This is a genomic window from Sporosarcina sp. FSL K6-5500 (assembly GCF_038005665.1).
Classification (GTDB): domain Bacteria; phylum Bacillota; class Bacilli; order Bacillales_A; family Planococcaceae; genus Sporosarcina; species Sporosarcina psychrophila.
The window spans coordinates 1-15,745 of sequence record NZ_JBBOTP010000003.1 but is presented as its reverse complement, the minus strand read 5'-3'; the positions used below and the strand labels follow the sequence as shown (position 1 = coordinate 15,745).

Below are 15,745 nucleotides of genomic sequence, written 5' to 3'. Positions count from 1 at the left end.
GCAGCAGGCTATAAATACAGTAGTGCCACTCCGAGGGGGTGGACCTTCGTTGGCGACAACGATGAACCACTTGATAAAAGCATTTTCGACTTCGTGAAATCCAAATCATCGGCCAAGAAACCGCATTCACAACCGGTTCCCAAGATCGTCACGAAAGATTCACATGCTATTCATGGGCAATTCACCGAGGACGAAATGCTGGCCATCAAAGAGATGTTAAAATCATGGCAAGAATCAGCTCCAACAATCGAAATGGAGCCAACGCTTCACGATCGCATTAAACAGCTTCCACAAGAAGAGAAAACGCGAAAGACCATTGTAATTGATCAAAGCATCGGGGAGCGCTTTGATGTGTTTTGCGAAGCAGAACGTCTCAATAAATCGGACATTTTACATTTAGCGTTGGTTGATTTTATGGATAAATTCAAATGACCCCCCATGACTTTCCAGGGAGGGTTTTTTATCTGCTCATCGTTGAGGTGAATCTGCATAATAATTCAGGTAGACAGGCCTGACGTTCACCAGAAAGCCCGTTAACTCAACGATGTATATTTGATGCATACAGAAAACGAAGGACCGTAGGGGATGAACTGAGGGTTTATAAGGGGGTATGGAGTATGATCAACTGCCGAGAATTGGCGTTATGTCAACCTGGTGTGTATGAACTATACAAGATCGTTCAGTGATCGAATCGAGGGTTGTGGGGAGTTGTAATTTTTGTTAAAATCAGGTAAATAGTGCGGAGGAGATTTCATATGCGAAACCTATCTATATTCGGCATAGTTCTACCAGCAATAGTTTTATTAATACATATACTTTTTAACCTTCAAAACTATATGCCAGTTTTAATGGCTAACTTTTCAATAGCGATCTCCAGTCTTACCTTACTTTTAGCTATATTTTATTTACTTGATCATAGAAAGAATCCAACAACTAAAAAAGTGGATGTTATTGATAAATAAAATTTATTTTCTCTGATTACAAAGCAACTTTTACTTATTGGGTAATGGAGTTAACTACTAGTTTGTTATGTCTGATATTGGAGATGGCTATTATGAAAAAAGGAAGCATTGGAATGGCTTTATTTACAGGTCTATTTGTTGGGATTTTGGTTTTTTTATCCGAATATTTAATTCCTAACACAAGTCTTATTACCTCAGTGATAATTGCTGGATTATCTGCTTTAGTAGGTGGTTTGATAGGGAATAAATTATTTCCAAATAAATCGTAAAGAAATGTACTTAACGTAAAGGGGACTTTAGTTGAACAATCGGCTGCCTTTCATGGCAGTTTTTTTTTATTGAGTAACGGAGTCAATTACTTCCGTGACCTCGTATTATGTTAACTGTAGATTAGTATCTATATTAGAACTTTTTCGGTTATTTGAAATATAGTACATAATTTTATTATAATAATTGATTTTAATACAACAGGAGAAAAATTATTGTAAGTGAATTAAAGAACATTCATCGTTTGGAGGTGATAGTTAATTCTTACATAATTATTCAATGTTACATAAATGACACATTATTGATATATTAGTAATATACAAAAAACGAAATTTTCAACTTAGTAATCCTGGTAAATCGGAAAGTAGGCGAATTCATTAGATTATTAGCCCATATTTTATCATTTTAAACTATCGTCTACATCAATAATAATATATATCACTTATAAAATAGGACGGTGAAGTAATGAAAAAACAACAAATAATTTTTGTACCTGGAGTAATGGGAAGTGTATTGAAAGAGAAAAATAGAAAATTATGGCCAGATTATTCTATTACATCTACTAAATACGAGGATCTTAAAAATATAAATAATGAGCATATCTATGCTGAAAAACTTGAACCTATTACATATTTACCAATAATAAAGTTGTTAAAAACATATACACCAAACTTCATACCTTTTGCTTATGATTGGAGACAAAACAATTTAGATCATATCGATACATTATTTAATAAGCTTGATGATGAAGCTGATGAAATTATACTAGTTGCCCATAGTATGGGTGGGATTCTCAGTAAACTTATGATGAGTAAATACAATAATGATCCTAAAATCAAAAAAATCAAAAAGTTCATTACTTTAGGAACTCCTTGGAAAGGCTCCTTAGATGCATATAAAACATTAAAATACGGGAAAAAAATTCCGGATGGTGTAGGCCTTGCTTTAAATAAAAAAACAGCAAAAGAAATATCACCATATTTTCCTAGCTTATATCAATTGTTGCCTAATAATGATTATTTACTTGGAGCAACAGATTCTAATGGTAAAAGTATCTGTTGTTTCAATATAAATGGAAAAGCTTATTCTGATATCGATGATTTGTTCATAAATATATTACAAGAACAGTTTCAAGGTAATATGCATGTGTTTTCTTCAGTCTTCCAAGACTTTCGGGAACTACTGAAACAACCTCTTAATTCTGAAATACATCACTTTGAAATCGTAGGTGTCAGTAAGCCTACAATTACCAGTATTAACGAAGATGTTTTGAATGAGGCTACTGGTGAGTTTTACGATGGAGATGGAGTAGTGCCAACGTTTAGTGCTGCTTCGAGTCCATTTAAGCAATACTATATTAATAAAGTAAAACATGCCTCTCTAGTAAAAGATGCAGATGTTTTGGTGTTAATTAGAAAAATCCTTGAAGATAAAGTTCATGAAGATACTAAGAAAATATTTTCCGACCTAAAAAGTAAGCATTATAAAAAATTTAGTGGAAAGATTGTAAAAGTAGCATGTCCTGTTGAAGTATCCATACTAGATGAGGAAGGAACAGCAATATTTGGTTCACTCGATACTATTGATGAAGAGGGTATTAAAAATTTATTTTCAGATGGCCATAGATATGAAGAAATTGGAGAAACTACATATATAATTTTAGATGATGAAGAAGAACAAAATCCTGCTGTACAAACAATTCGAATACAGGCAACTGCTACAGGAACAACGAGTGTAGCAGTTGATGAGTATAAAGACGGTCAAAATATTAAACGAAATTCGTTTAAGACATTTGTGATTACACCGGATATTGAAGCAGAATTAACAATAAACACCAATTTGGAAAAAAACACCTTAATTTTAGATAACTGGAATACGGGCAAAGAGGTTTTAAAGTCTTCCACAACAAAAATAACAGAAAATATCAAACCTCCAAAAACTTTTTTAGATATAGATTCAAAAAATTCATATTCTCCATCTGAAGCAAAAGACTTAATAGTAAATTCAGACATTGAGATATCAATTAAAAAAATTGAAGTAGGTACGTTTGATATTGATGGTACTTTTGTCAAAGTAAATGATGAAATAATCATTTTAAATCAAGACGGAACTACGTCAGTACCTTTAAATGAAGGTTATAATCAACTTGAATACTTTAGTAAGGACATCTTAGGGACATATGAAACAGCTAATACGTTAGTTATTTATAAAATTTCAAATGAACTTGTTAAGTTAGATTTTGAATTCTTACCTCACCAATATTTAATTAATGTAAAGTGGAATAACATATACGACGATATATTATCAAAATTTGATATTGTATTACCAAAACTCGATTGGAAAATATCTAGCGAAGATAAAAAACTTGGAAATAGTGTTTCTTACTCGGGAAAAGTTCAATCCTTTAATCTAGTCTTCCAGGATATTTTCAAGTTAAATCACGAAATCAAATTGACTTTAGATGAAAATATAATTCAAAGTATCTTTGAAGGAACTGCTGAAAAAGGAAATTTAGAAGAACTTTTGAAAAACTTTTCTCTAGAAGAATATAAAATAAACTTCACTATTAATGGAAATAGTAGATTCACTAAGTTATCACATGAAAACATTAATAAATTCGAAGTATTGCGAATAACGAATGATTCATTAAGTATTACCATTCGTAAAGCACACCAATATGATTTATATTGGAACAATCTCTCTGAAGAACTATCGTTAAATAAATTAACAAAAGTAAAAATGGAATTTAAATTGCTCGATATAAATAAGAATGAAATAAAGTCTGTTAAATTAGGGTGTTTCGTACAAATAAGTATGGAGAACAGCACATTAGAATACACCCCTGAAACTTCTATTAATTTTGATAACCAACTCGGTAGCTATACTTTTGAACTTGATTTAACTTACATTAAAAAAATGTGTAATGATGGAGATGAATTTGAAATAATAATTTATGAAGAGGAGTCAAAAAATAGCATTAGGCATCAAAAAGTTCTTGTTCGAAAATAATGATTGGAGGATAAAGTAATGATAATTATTCAAATAAATATCATTACTTTATTCCTTTTATTACTAGTTGCATACGCATTAAATAAAATCAGTATTAATAATTTTTTTTATGATGTCTCTATAATTGTTAAAATCTATCTGTATTTTATCCCTTTGCTGATGGTAATTATAAATATAATACTTATGTTTTTTCTAAATAAATTATTTGGAATAGCGAGTATAGTATCATTCATTATTCTTCTTATTAATATTGGAGTAGTATTCCTTTTGGGAAAATATAATAGTTATAAATTCCTGGAGATACAAAAGAAGACCTACCCAGTTATAATTGCGGAATTATCATTAAATAAAAGTTTCAATCCAGAGAAGTCAATTATTGTTCATCTAAAGGAGAACTATGATTATAACGGTTTCGATATGTTGATTTTTAAAATAGACACGGTGCTAGATATTTACCAGAAAAAAGATCTCGCACAAAAGTTATCTCTAATATTAAACAACAAATTCAAAATAAAAATATACGGAAGAGGAGAAAAGCTTCTTTAAACTTTTACCGGGATTAATAAAGTGTGTTTAAAAAACTTCCGAATCTAACACAATGTAAATATGTTAGATTTGGAAAGTTGGACTGGTGGGGTAAATATTATCCTAGCCAGTCCCTTTTTTTATGCCTTCCTCTCCTTAATAAAATCCATTCATTTATTAAAACGCTGTCGCAGTCCTTACAGTAAGAAGTAAGTCAATTCTTCATCATCCTTATACTTTCCAAATTTACGGTTACAACGATGACAAGCCACATCTACTTTCTCCATAAACTTCATGAAATACCCCCCCTTTATTACTGGTATGTAAAACTATTATCGGGTATATTGGCCCGTTTATCAAGCTATTTAATTAAGCCTTAATACGTGAGTTGAGCAAGGAGGTGTAGTATTATTACTTACATGAGATGATGGAGATTTAGCGTTTCGAAATACCTATTAAAGTATAAGTAGACGGAAATATTCTAGGATTTTATCTCGTCTTTTTTGGAAGTATCTTCATAAAAAGAGAAATGGAGTTGGTATGAAAAATGCTTAAGTTCAAAAGTATACGAGCAAAGTTGATATTTGGATTTTCTGTTGTAGTTGTTTTAATTGTTTTATTAGGTGCTTATATTTTTTATACGTTAAATAGCACTAATAAATTTGTGGAAGAGATTTTAGAAAGAGAACTCCCACTTTTAATTGCAGATGAACAGTTGGCTATAGACATGGCAAATAGAATGGCTGCATCTCGAGGATTTATCTTAACTGGAGAAAGCAGTTATAAAGATTTATTTAATCAATACACAGAAGACAGTAAAATAAATCAAGAATCTACTATAAAAATAGGGACTACCGAAGAATTTAAAAATTTAATTGAAAGGACCGCTGAATGGCGTGAATTTATTGTTGAGAAAGTATTTACTGAATATGAGAACGGAAATAAAGAAGTAGCTTTAAGTAATCTTATGGAGTCGGATGATGAAGCCCGTGAATTGGTTGCTGCTTATCGCGAAGCAGCTACAAATCGTGAAAACCATATTATTAGTATGGAAGAAAAAGCGTTATCAAGTGGGGAAACAACATTACTTATTGTAAGCAGTGTAATCATTCTAGTTGTTCTTCTAAGTTTATTTGTCGCATTTATAACTGCGAATTCAATATCAAGGCCCCTTCGTGTCGTTATGAGTCGAATGGAGCTAATTGCTGATGGAGATTTAAGCAGTAAACCTTTAGAAACGAATTTGAAAGATGAAATTGGTCAATTAATTACATCGACAAATGAAATGAGCTTTAGTATTCATAATTTATTAGATGAAATTAATGGTGTTGCAGAAACTGTTTCTACCCAAAGTGAAGAGTTAACACAATCCGCAAATGAAGTAAAAGCAGGCACGGCTCAAATCGCAATGACAATGGAGGATCTAGCAACAGGTACAGAATCCCAAGCGAATAATGCGAGCAGTATGTCATCTGCAATGGAATCTTTTGTGGAAAAAGTGATGGATGCCAATGAAAATGGAACATACATACAACAATCCTCAAATTTAGTTCTTGAGATGACAAACCAGGGAAGCGAATTAATGGCATCTACTACGAAACAAATGGCTGTCATCGATCGAATTGTTCATGAGGCAGTTGTTAAAGTAGAAGGGTTGGACAAACACACTCAACAAATTTCGGAACTCGTTTCGGTTATTCAAGATATCTCTGGCCAAACAAATTTATTAGCACTCAATGCAGCGATTGAAGCAGCTCGTGCCGGAGAACAAGGTAAAGGATTTGCTGTCGTTGCAGACGAAGTGAAGAAACTTGCAGAACAATCATCTGCTTCGGTCTTAAACATTACAGGTATAGTAGATCGAATTCAAAGTGAAACTAGTTTAGTAAGTGGATCATTGCAAGAGGGTTATAAAGAAGTCGAAGAAGGAACAAGCCAAATTGAAATAACAGGTGAAACGTTTGGTAAAATAAGTTTAGCTGTTACGGAAATGGTCGATCGAATTCATATCATTTCTGCCAACTTGACAGATATTGCAGCAAATAGCCAAGAAATGAGTGCTTCAATAGAAGAAATAGCAGCAATCACAGAACAATCAGCAGCTGGAGTTGAAGAAACTTCTGCTTCATCAGAACAAGCGAGCAGTGCAATGGAAGAAGTGGCTAACAGCTCAAATGATCTAGCAACTTTAGCTGAAGAATTGAATAGGCTTGTGCAGCAATTTAAACTGTAAAACTTGTTAAAATAAAAATTGCATTGGTAGAGTTCTAGATTTTATTGTCTTATGAAATGGGGGAAAGAACTATGGTCGAACTTTATGATTACGATCCTGATGAAGAAGATTTTAAAAGAGAAATCGAATTCGAACAAGAATTAGATATGCCATATTCGGAACGTTCACCTTACGGTGCCGAAGATGCCGATGACTATGATGAGAACTATTAAACTAACCTGAATCTAACACAATACAAATATGTTAGATGTGAAAGAGTCGGCTACCTTTACAGGGTAGCCGACTCTTTTTGAGATACTTTCGTGAATGGTTGTTATGTCAACTAAATAAAAAAGGCTGCCTAGTTCTGGTTAGATTCCCAAGTATCATAATCTTTATCGTATTGATCAAGATTACCGTCTTTTTCATGATACTCTTCAATATCTGGACGTGAATCATAGTCCCAGCTACCATTTGAATCGTTAGGATGATTCCTGTCATTTGGATCGTTTGACATATTGGTTAATCTCCCTTCATTTTCTTCTGTAGTATAGCTTATGGGCTTAAATTTCTCCAAGTCCACCGCATTTATCACATTGTCCACCGTCACCGAAATCATAGCCGCTTCCGTTGCAATCTGGACACTTTTTCCCAAGTACTTTCTCCATAATTATCACCCCATTCTTTAGACGGAACTGTCAAAGTTATAGGATAATTATATCACTAACTCACCCTACAATACTACAAGGTTTTACTTTTTTCTTCCTAAATCACCAGGTATTAATTGAACATAGATAAGTGAATGAGTTATTTATAGGGTGTTAGAAAATCCAAGGTTATCTGAATAAATTTCTTAGTGTATGTTTTTCGCTTTTTGTTGGTAGGATTCCAATTAGGTGAGTGGTGTTTAAATGAATTTATTTTTTACTACACCTCCGAATCTAACACAATAGAAATATGTTAGATTCGCAAAAACAGCCTGATCCCTTGTGTAGCAAGGGATCAGGCTGTTTTTTAGTCGTGTATTTTTTTCATTGTTCATTTGAATCTAACTTAACTCATGTTACAATTGACTTAAGTTAGATTGGGGTTTGTACGTTCAAATGCATGAGGAAATAAAGTTTGATCATTTTATAGCTATGATCTGCCACAACCGCGCTCCTTAATGGCATACCCTTAATTATCAATGTATTTCTTTTTCAAGCTGTCTGAACCAATGCCACCAATTATCATTAAAACTAATGGCGAAAAACTTACTACACCTTTTGATAATCCTTCCAAAATCACAATGTTTGTACCAACAAAGTAATTCAATCCGAAAATGATTAGTTTTACTACTAACAGAAATACTCCTAACAAAAACACACTATCAAAAAACACTTTCCATTTTGGATATGCCAGTTTCTTACTATCTTGAATTACTTTTTCCTTCAATTCCTTGTCACTCCTCAACATTTCATCTATCGTAATACCGAATAAATCGCTCAAATCAATGATAACTTCGATACTTGGATAGTTCTTACCAGTTTCCCATTTTGAAACTGATTGACGACTAACATGAATTTTTTCAGCTAAATCAGTTTGTGACCAATCTCTTTTTTCTCGTTCTTTTTTTAATCTTTCACTGAAAATCATATAAGTCATCACCTTTCCTTATTTCCAGTATTGATGGAGTGTATAGCCAAAGTAAAGATAGTTGTAAGTGCATCAAGGTGCAACCTCTTGTTGCACCTCTTTAGTTCTCTGTTGTTAAGCAATCTGGCTCGATTGTCGAATTGTCAAAATCCAGCTTGTTTACGTAATTGTATCAAACTTTTTTATACGTTTTCGAACTGTATTTAAAATGATCAATCTTTATTTCAATGTCACATGAGGAGGTGTACTGAAAGCATGAAATTCGTTGAACCGATACGGGATCTTCACAAGATTAGCAGCATGAAAAAAATCCTTTTCGCGCAAAGCGAAAGGAACTATCTCCTATTTACGCTTGGCATCAATTCACCCTATCGCATTTCGGACTTAATTAGGGTGCAATTTAAGCATGTACTGGATCCTAAAAACAGTGTACGTTCGCATTTAGCACTGACTGAACAAAAGACAGGGAAGGAAAACAAGGTGGCTCTTTCTAAAGGGGTTAAAAAGGCGATTGAGGCGTATGCCGGCCAGCATTATGAGGGGGACTCGGAAGCTTACCTATTCAGGAGCCGGAAAGGGACGAATCAAGCGATTAGCCGGGTCCAGGCCTGGACCATTATAAGTGATGCAGCGAAAGAGTTAGGCATTGAAAACATCGGAACGCATTCCCTTCGGAAAACGTTCGGCTACCATCAGATAAAGAGAGGGACTAATATTACGCTCTTGATGAAGATGTTTAACCATAGCTCCGAGAGTGTTACGTTACGCTATATAGGCATCACACAGGACGATATGGATGCTGCTGTTCATGCTTTGGACCTTTAACTCAGAGTTTCCCTCCAAATTCAACAAACGGACCAGATTGTCGATTTGTACAATTGTGCACGTATTTCTTATAGCTGTTGTGCAAAATAACGCTTAAAATAAGCGCAAATTACCTCTTAAAGTGATACGCAGTGCTGGCGATAGTTGTATGTATCGTGTTCATTAAGTATTCGAAGTAAAAGTATTCCTGAGTCAGGGCGCGATTGTTGAAAACAATTTATCGGGAATCAGATTATTAAGGGGTGGGAAATATGAATAGATACAGCATTGCGAATACAACAAAAGAACAACGAGAAAAGTTTGTTGCTAATGCAGAGGCGATTAATTCATTAGGAGCTGAACCGTTAACAAAAGAAAATCGAGCGTTATTAAACAGATACGTTGATGGTGAAATCGAACTTGATGATTTGCGAAAAAAGATAATTGATAAGTATAAAAGATGAAATATAAGAGATTTTTTCTATAATTTTTTTTGTATCTCTTTTTATTTTGAGATGAAGGCAAGAAAAGTTGAGAAAGCCGAAGACTAAAAGAAAATCACATGATATGGAATTGTAAAAGTTTGAAAAATGTCCTTGAATTCTAACTATCACATTTTTGGTCCCAATCATCACAAGTTTCATTTCCGTGATATCACGCTTGTGATGAAGAAGTTTAACCATAGTTCCGAGAACGTTACGTTATGGCATATAGGAGTCACACAAGACGACATGGATGCTGCTGTTCAAGCTCTGGATCTTTATTATAAAAGATTACCGTAGGGGTCTAAGAACAGGTGTTATGACTACTAGAGGTGTATCGGGCCAATTCAATGAGGAGAATCATTCTAATAAAAAAGCACCCAGAAGGATGCTTTCATGAATCATATAAAACCTATAAAAAGGTATGTATAAGATCTAAACAATCAGTTACAACCTCTTGCGGTGCTTGCCCTTTTACATTAAATTGACGAGAACGCCAATCTAAACTTTTTACTTGGTCAGTCAAAACGACCCCTTCAATAGCCAAACCATCAGGTAAGGCTACTTCGAAGGGATATCCTTTCGCTTGTCGCGTAATCGGACAGACTACTGCGAATCCTGTGGCTTGATTAAAATCTTTCGGCGATAGAACAATTCCTGGACGGGTCCCAGCTTGTTCGTGTCCTGATTGTGGAGTAAAGTTCACATAAACAAGATCGCCACGGGCCGGTATTTGCATTACATTAATTCATTCCCTTCCACTTCTCCAAAATCGATTTCTGAATGACGATTTTCTGGACTGATTTTTGACAAAAGATCTTCTAACACTGGTTTTTTCTTTGTTGGTCTTAACGTTAACACTTGATTTCCCACACTCAATTCTATTTCCGAACCTTGATCAATAGATAGGGCTTCAGCGATACCCCTGGGAATACGAACTGCAAGGCTATTTCCCCACTTTTGCACCGTCGTCATTTGTATCACTCCTTGGTTTGGTTTAGGTTTATTGTTACCTTCCATTATAACCCCTCTTTTTCATTTTGTATATACGTAGTATATACAAAATGTTCTAAAACGATACTCACCAGATAAAAAATGCACTAATATTATATCAATGGAGTGTTCACGCAGCTAGGAAATCGTTGCCGTTATCACGTCTTCGTTTTTTATTTTCTATTCCATTTCGGACTGAAGGTGATCGCTTCCTAGAAGTGGCGTTATATCAACCTGGTGTGTATGGACTATACAAGCCTGTCCAGCGACCGAATCCAGTTTCTTGTTGAACTAACGGAGCAGGTTAGTTCAACAGGTAATAAGATTTTAGATTAGATAAAACTATGACTGGAGGGTGAAAATGAAAAGAATGATGTTAATGGTTTTAATCCTAATAGCAATTATTACTGCTGTAACTATTCCCTTTTTAAATAGAGCAGATTTTCACGGGAAAATAAAATTTTTAGAAGAAAGTAAATTTGTATTGTATCCAATTAAACTTGACCCTACAGAACAGTATGATGTTCCTGAAATTCACTTCTCTAAAGACACTGAAGTTACAGGGGAAATCAAGAGTATCGTGAATTTTAAAAATGGACAAGAAGTGAAATTGTGGGTAGAAGTTATCGAAGGACAGAAGGTTGCAAGCAAAATTAAGGTTATTAAAGAGTAAATTCTTCTTCAACTAACGGGTGCTTTAGTTGAACAATCGGCTGCCTTCACAGGGTGGCTTTTTCTTATTGAGTAATGGAGTTAACTACTTCCTTGAACGGACGTTATGTGAACCAGACATACACACTTAAAAAGGTCTATTTCTTGTAAGAGAAATAGACCTTTCTTAATTTGATGTTCTTCAACTAAAGCACCTCGTTAGTTGAAGAACGTCGTACATTAGTTTTCCGTTTCTTTTTCGTCTCTTTCTTTGATATATCTTTCGTACGCATCTTTCACCTTGTCATTACTATTAGGTGGTACTACTTGTTTATGGACCTCATTAATTAAAATAAACGACCTGAAGATGACTCCGACAATAATTGCACATAAGATGTAAATTCCAATAGGACCGAGGATTACCAAGATACCTAAAAGCCCAGCTAATAAAATGGATAACAATAACTTCAAAAAAATCCCCCTTAATCTGACTACCTGTATTCCACTTAAAGCCCCGATTGTTGAACACAATTCAAGAAACACTCTTAAACTAACCTGCTTCGTTAGTTTAAGAAGAACAGAGACGCTTATTAAACAATCGCGCCCGATAATTGAAGTATGACCTATTTACTCATTACTGCTTTGTTGGTTTAGATCATCAATTTTCTTTTCAATTCTATCGAGTTGCTGTTTTCGCTTATTGTTAGTACGGATCAACGACACAATCAAAGCTATAATTAGTATTGTAAAACCAAGTGAAAACAGCGTGAATAATATATCTCCAAAGTTAATAGTGCTGTTTGTTTTTTCTAAATTAATCTTTCTCTCCCCCTTTGCAACTTCTGTTAAATGACCCGATTGTTGAAGACAAGTTAAACAACACTATTGAACTAACCTGCTCCGTTAGTTCAACAAGAACAAGCAACTTTCAATAATTCTACACCGCTTTTTCACTTCTTTTTAAAAAAACGAGCAAAAAAACCTGGCTTTTCTTCTTCGAGCGCCGCAGCAACCTCCAGCTGTTTTTGTTCCATCGTTTCGGTTAGACCATGGATCAATTTCCGATCTCGCTGCTCAATGACATCTAGAAACTTCTTAGATAAATGCTCGGCTGCTCGTTCAACTGCTTCATCTGCAACCCGATTTATCAAATCATCTAATTCTTCTTTAGAAAACACGATTTTATCCTTACTTTCTTCAATAACGCCTAGCATCTTTTCAGCGTTTTTCTTATCATTAACTCTTGAAACGACTGCTTTTGCAGTGATTTCTAAGCTCTGTGTTTTTTCAATGATTTTTTGGAAGTCCGATAACGCTAAAATATCACGCTGATAATAGATTCTTTGATTTTTATCATTTCGAGAAAATTCATAGCCCTGTTCTTCAAGTTCAATTGCCCATCGTCGAAGTGTATTCGTATTTATATCTAGATTAAGGGCTAATTCCTTCGCAAACATTCCGTATTCAGCCATTCTGATCACCCCATCTATATCTTCAATTTTTACGTGTTAATCTCCTGTTATCTTGTGAAATGAATATCTAACGCCTTCACTTCGTTTCGTTGTTGGAATCCTGCGGTCCATTGAAACTAAAAAATGTTTCAATGGATCCTCGGATTTACATAAAAAAGCTCTGTTAGTGACTAGTCTTGATTCGTCTATTGACGTTTTTTATTTGGCCAGAAGGAAAATCCCCGGGAGGTGCGCCCTATTACTATTAAACCGATTTAATCTGTCACGCTAGCGTTCCTAAGTCGTTAAATGGCTGTCACTCTAGCGTTCCTAAATTCAAAAAACATGTGCCCATCAAAACACTAGGCTTCGCCTAGTCCCACACCAGAAGTGGGGCCAGTTTTCTCTTATGCTCTTTTCTAACTTTTTTTCCGAATTCCGGTTTTATGTCACTAGAAAAAAAGCGACTGCTGCGGTTGCTTTTTTTATTTTTCTTGCTTTAAAATTCGAGTGAAACGACAGCAAATTTCAGAGGACATTTTGAAAAAATAGACGCTGGAAAAATTTGCGAAGGTTGTAGGAAACTCCTACCAAGAGAAAACAAAGTTTTCGGGATGGCATGCCAAACCCGTAGCTTGCCCTCTCTCTGTTTACACGTAGGGACTTTCCCCAAAAGAATCATTTGTCATCTTCAATTCCCAATTCATCCAGTAATTTTTGTCGCTCTTCTGCAATATTTGAATCGATTCCCTTTGCAACTTCTTTTGGTTCATTTCTATTCTTGAACCACTCGGGAATTTTTTCGGCTCTCCCTGTTCTCCGTTGACTTGGTTTTAAATCAGCGAACGTCACTGGCAATCCTTCTTGATAAAGTTCTCCATACTCCTGCAGTTTTATTTTGATGAAACCTAACGGGTTTTTTACACCTTCTTCTTCGTTCACGTAACGAATGAGCATGCCCAATTCTTTTTCAGCATCATCGTCCCAAATAAATAGTGCTCCTTCATACATTTCAGTAAAATAAATATGATTGAAGCTATAATCGTTCGCTAAAGCATTCAATCGTTTTCGAATATCTTCATTTTCAGATTGTATTTTCGGTTGCACGGGTTTATTTTTTGGTTCAATTAACTTGATTTCTTTATCTGGAGCGTGTCGGATTGTAAATTCAATTCGTTCAACACTACGCCCTTTTTTGATTTCATTAAAACTTATTTGAACATCTGTTTTTTCATTTAATTCTACTAAGGCAGGCGAAAGAACTCTGTTTTTAAAATTTCCGTAAACCGAATACGATTTAACAGATTTCGCCCCTAGAAATCCCCTTAAATCATCGACCGAACACTCCCATTGACCAAGATGTTGCCATTTTTTCATAAGTTCATATAAGCGTATGGAATAGGTACTTTTCAAACTCAAAATATTACTTAATCTATAAGACGTAAATTGATTTTTCAACTGGAGTAAGTAAGGCTTTAACTTCGAATCAAAGGAAAATTCAACTGTACCTTCGTTGCTTCTATATCTCACAGATGAAGCCCATGTAGCGACAATCCAATCTTTTTTCCCGATAGGTATTTCAACAACCTTTGAAACCAATGTTTTTGAAATCTTTTTGATTTCCGAATAAGTGGATTCACCCTTTAAACCAATCATTTCAGCGAAATCCCTAACGCTTAATAAATATGTCTTCAAGTCATTGTCGGTCGGCTCAATCATGCTTATCATAGTTAAAACTACTTTTTGCTCATTCACACTAAGTGGATCTACATGATGAGCTTCCACCAATTCGTTTTTTTGTGTAACTAGATGATTTTCCACAAATAACTCCCCCAAACTATACTATTACTATTCATTTTTAGTGTATTAGCTAATATCAATATATACATCTTAAATCATTTAATCAAGTTACTATTACTTATTAATATTATTTGTAATAGTTAACACCGAATATGTAATAGTTAACACCAAATATGTAATAGTTAACACCAAATACGTAATAGTTGAACACCAAATATGTAATAGTTAACACCAAATATGTAATAGTTCGACCTCTCAAACCCAGTCATACCAAGGGCTTAGGGGGCCTCTAAATCACTTAAAACAAAGAACTTAAACATTAAGTACTTAAAACAACAACAAACACGCGCGTGGTGGTGGTGGTCAAAAATCAGGTGACATTCATTTCTCTTTTTCTATCAAAAAATCCCGAAGTATTATCTCTCCAGATACAAAAGTGTTTTATTAGAAAAAAAGGGACTAATGAGAACAATTAGAGCCTGTCCAATCTCTCAAACTATCATTTAAAGGAGCCACAAGCTCCGTACATGCGTTTTAAGGGCTGAAATGAGTATATCTATCATATTTATTTTAGAGCGCTTCTAAGGAGCATTTAAACAGTTTTTAGGACATCGAGGGAATTAATTCAAGAAAGAGCGCAGCTGGGGATTGAAAAGCATGTCATTGATAGGCTAGATCCATCATCCAAACACTTAAACAGTCTTTTAAAACGTTTCTATGATTTTCCAAGACAAATCTTTTTATATTTTGGGGGTAAATTTTGAAGGTGAAACCTCTTTCATCTGGAATAATAACTACAAGCTAAAACAATGAAATGAGGGTGAATAGGAGATGAAAATGGATGAAACAGCAACAATAAGAAGTATTCTTACTGCATTAAAAGACAGTAATGTATCGGATGTAGCTAAGCAAATCGATGGCATTAGCAAGGATCCTCTTGCGAGCGCATTGAAC

Annotated in this window: 16 protein-coding genes; 9 read left to right on the top strand and 7 right to left on the bottom strand. The window is 34.4% G+C overall.

Going from position 1 to position 15,745, the window contains the following annotated elements; all coding sequences use genetic code 11:
• The 6 genes from MKX62_RS23955 to MKX62_RS23930 form a co-directional block, all read left to right on the top strand.
• Positions 1–432, top strand: a 432-nt coding sequence (locus tag MKX62_RS23955) for a hypothetical protein (protein ID WP_340742703.1), incomplete at its 5' end; no start/stop codon positions are given.
• A 622-nt stretch (positions 433–1,054) separates the two neighbouring features.
• Positions 1,055–1,231, top strand: a complete 177-nt coding sequence (locus tag MKX62_RS23950; RefSeq protein WP_340742702.1) for a hypothetical protein — start codon at positions 1,055–1,057, stop codon at positions 1,229–1,231.
• A 463-nt stretch (positions 1,232–1,694) separates the two neighbouring features.
• Complete coding sequence (locus MKX62_RS23945) at positions 1,695–4,238, top strand: lipase/acyltransferase domain-containing protein (RefSeq protein ID WP_340742701.1); 2,544 nt, start codon at positions 1,695–1,697, stop codon at positions 4,236–4,238.
• Positions 4,239–4,256: 18 nt separating this feature from the next.
• Positions 4,257–4,784 (top strand): hypothetical protein, encoded by a 528-nt coding sequence (locus MKX62_RS23940; protein WP_340742700.1) that lies wholly within the window; start codon positions 4,257–4,259, stop codon positions 4,782–4,784.
• Between the two features lie 526 nt (positions 4,785–5,310).
• Positions 5,311–6,996 (top strand): methyl-accepting chemotaxis protein, encoded by a 1,686-nt coding sequence (locus MKX62_RS23935; protein WP_340742699.1) that lies wholly within the window; start codon positions 5,311–5,313, stop codon positions 6,994–6,996.
• Positions 6,997–7,067: 71 nt separating this feature from the next.
• Complete coding sequence (locus MKX62_RS23930; protein WP_340742698.1) at positions 7,068–7,208, top strand: hypothetical protein; 141 nt, start codon at positions 7,068–7,070, stop codon at positions 7,206–7,208.
• Positions 7,209–7,336: 128 nt separating this feature from the next.
• On the opposite strand, the gene MKX62_RS23925 is transcribed toward MKX62_RS23930, so the two are convergent.
• On the bottom strand, positions 7,337–7,492 hold the full coding sequence (locus MKX62_RS23925; protein WP_340742697.1) for a hypothetical protein: 156 nt from the start codon (positions 7,490–7,492) through the stop codon (positions 7,337–7,339).
• Between the two features lie 659 nt (positions 7,493–8,151).
• The gene (locus tag MKX62_RS23920; RefSeq protein WP_340742696.1) at positions 8,152–8,610 is read right to left on the bottom strand and encodes a helix-turn-helix domain-containing protein; all 459 of its coding nucleotides are present in this window, start codon (positions 8,608–8,610) and stop codon (positions 8,152–8,154) included.
• 255 nt (positions 8,611–8,865) lie between these two features.
• Here MKX62_RS23920 and MKX62_RS23915 point away from each other — a divergent pair, with 255 nt between their 5' ends.
• Positions 8,866–9,435 carry a site-specific integrase gene (locus MKX62_RS23915; protein WP_340742695.1) on the top strand — a complete coding sequence of 190 codons (570 nt, stop codon included), beginning with the start codon at positions 8,866–8,868 and terminating at the stop codon, positions 9,433–9,435.
• 251 nt (positions 9,436–9,686) lie between these two features.
• Positions 9,687–9,878 (top strand): antitoxin VbhA family protein, encoded by a 192-nt coding sequence (locus MKX62_RS23910; protein WP_340742694.1) that lies wholly within the window; start codon positions 9,687–9,689, stop codon positions 9,876–9,878.
• A gap of 430 nt (positions 9,879–10,308) precedes the next feature.
• On the opposite strand, the gene MKX62_RS23905 is transcribed toward MKX62_RS23910, so the two are convergent.
• Both MKX62_RS23905 and MKX62_RS23900 read right to left on the bottom strand, forming a co-directional pair.
• The gene (locus MKX62_RS23905) at positions 10,309–10,635 is read right to left on the bottom strand and encodes a type II toxin-antitoxin system PemK/MazF family toxin (protein ID WP_340742693.1); all 327 of its coding nucleotides are present in this window, start codon (positions 10,633–10,635) and stop codon (positions 10,309–10,311) included.
• Complete coding sequence (locus tag MKX62_RS23900) at positions 10,635–10,916, bottom strand: AbrB/MazE/SpoVT family DNA-binding domain-containing protein (protein WP_340742692.1); 282 nt, start codon at positions 10,914–10,916, stop codon at positions 10,635–10,637. The genes MKX62_RS23905 and MKX62_RS23900 overlap by 1 nt, the downstream gene beginning before the upstream one ends.
• Positions 10,917–11,250: 334 nt before the next feature.
• Between MKX62_RS23900 and MKX62_RS23895 the strand changes: the two genes are divergently transcribed.
• Entirely contained in the window at positions 11,251–11,562 is a 312-nt protein-coding gene (locus MKX62_RS23895; RefSeq protein WP_340742691.1) for a hypothetical protein, read from the top strand.
• 218 nt (positions 11,563–11,780) lie between these two features.
• Here MKX62_RS23895 and MKX62_RS23890 read toward each other — a convergent pair whose 3' ends face one another.
• From MKX62_RS23890 to MKX62_RS23880, 3 genes are all read right to left on the bottom strand, one after another.
• On the bottom strand, positions 11,781–12,011 hold the full coding sequence (locus MKX62_RS23890) for an ATP-dependent Lon protease (RefSeq protein WP_340742690.1): 231 nt from the start codon (positions 12,009–12,011) through the stop codon (positions 11,781–11,783).
• Positions 12,012–12,490: 479 nt separating this feature from the next.
• Complete coding sequence (locus tag MKX62_RS23885) at positions 12,491–13,012, bottom strand: DNA-binding protein (RefSeq protein ID WP_340742689.1); 522 nt, start codon at positions 13,010–13,012, stop codon at positions 12,491–12,493.
• 657 nt (positions 13,013–13,669) lie between these two features.
• On the bottom strand, positions 13,670–14,812 hold the full coding sequence (locus MKX62_RS23880) for a replication initiation protein (RefSeq protein ID WP_340742688.1): 1,143 nt from the start codon (positions 14,810–14,812) through the stop codon (positions 13,670–13,672).
• Between the last annotated feature and the right edge of the window lie 933 nt (positions 14,813–15,745).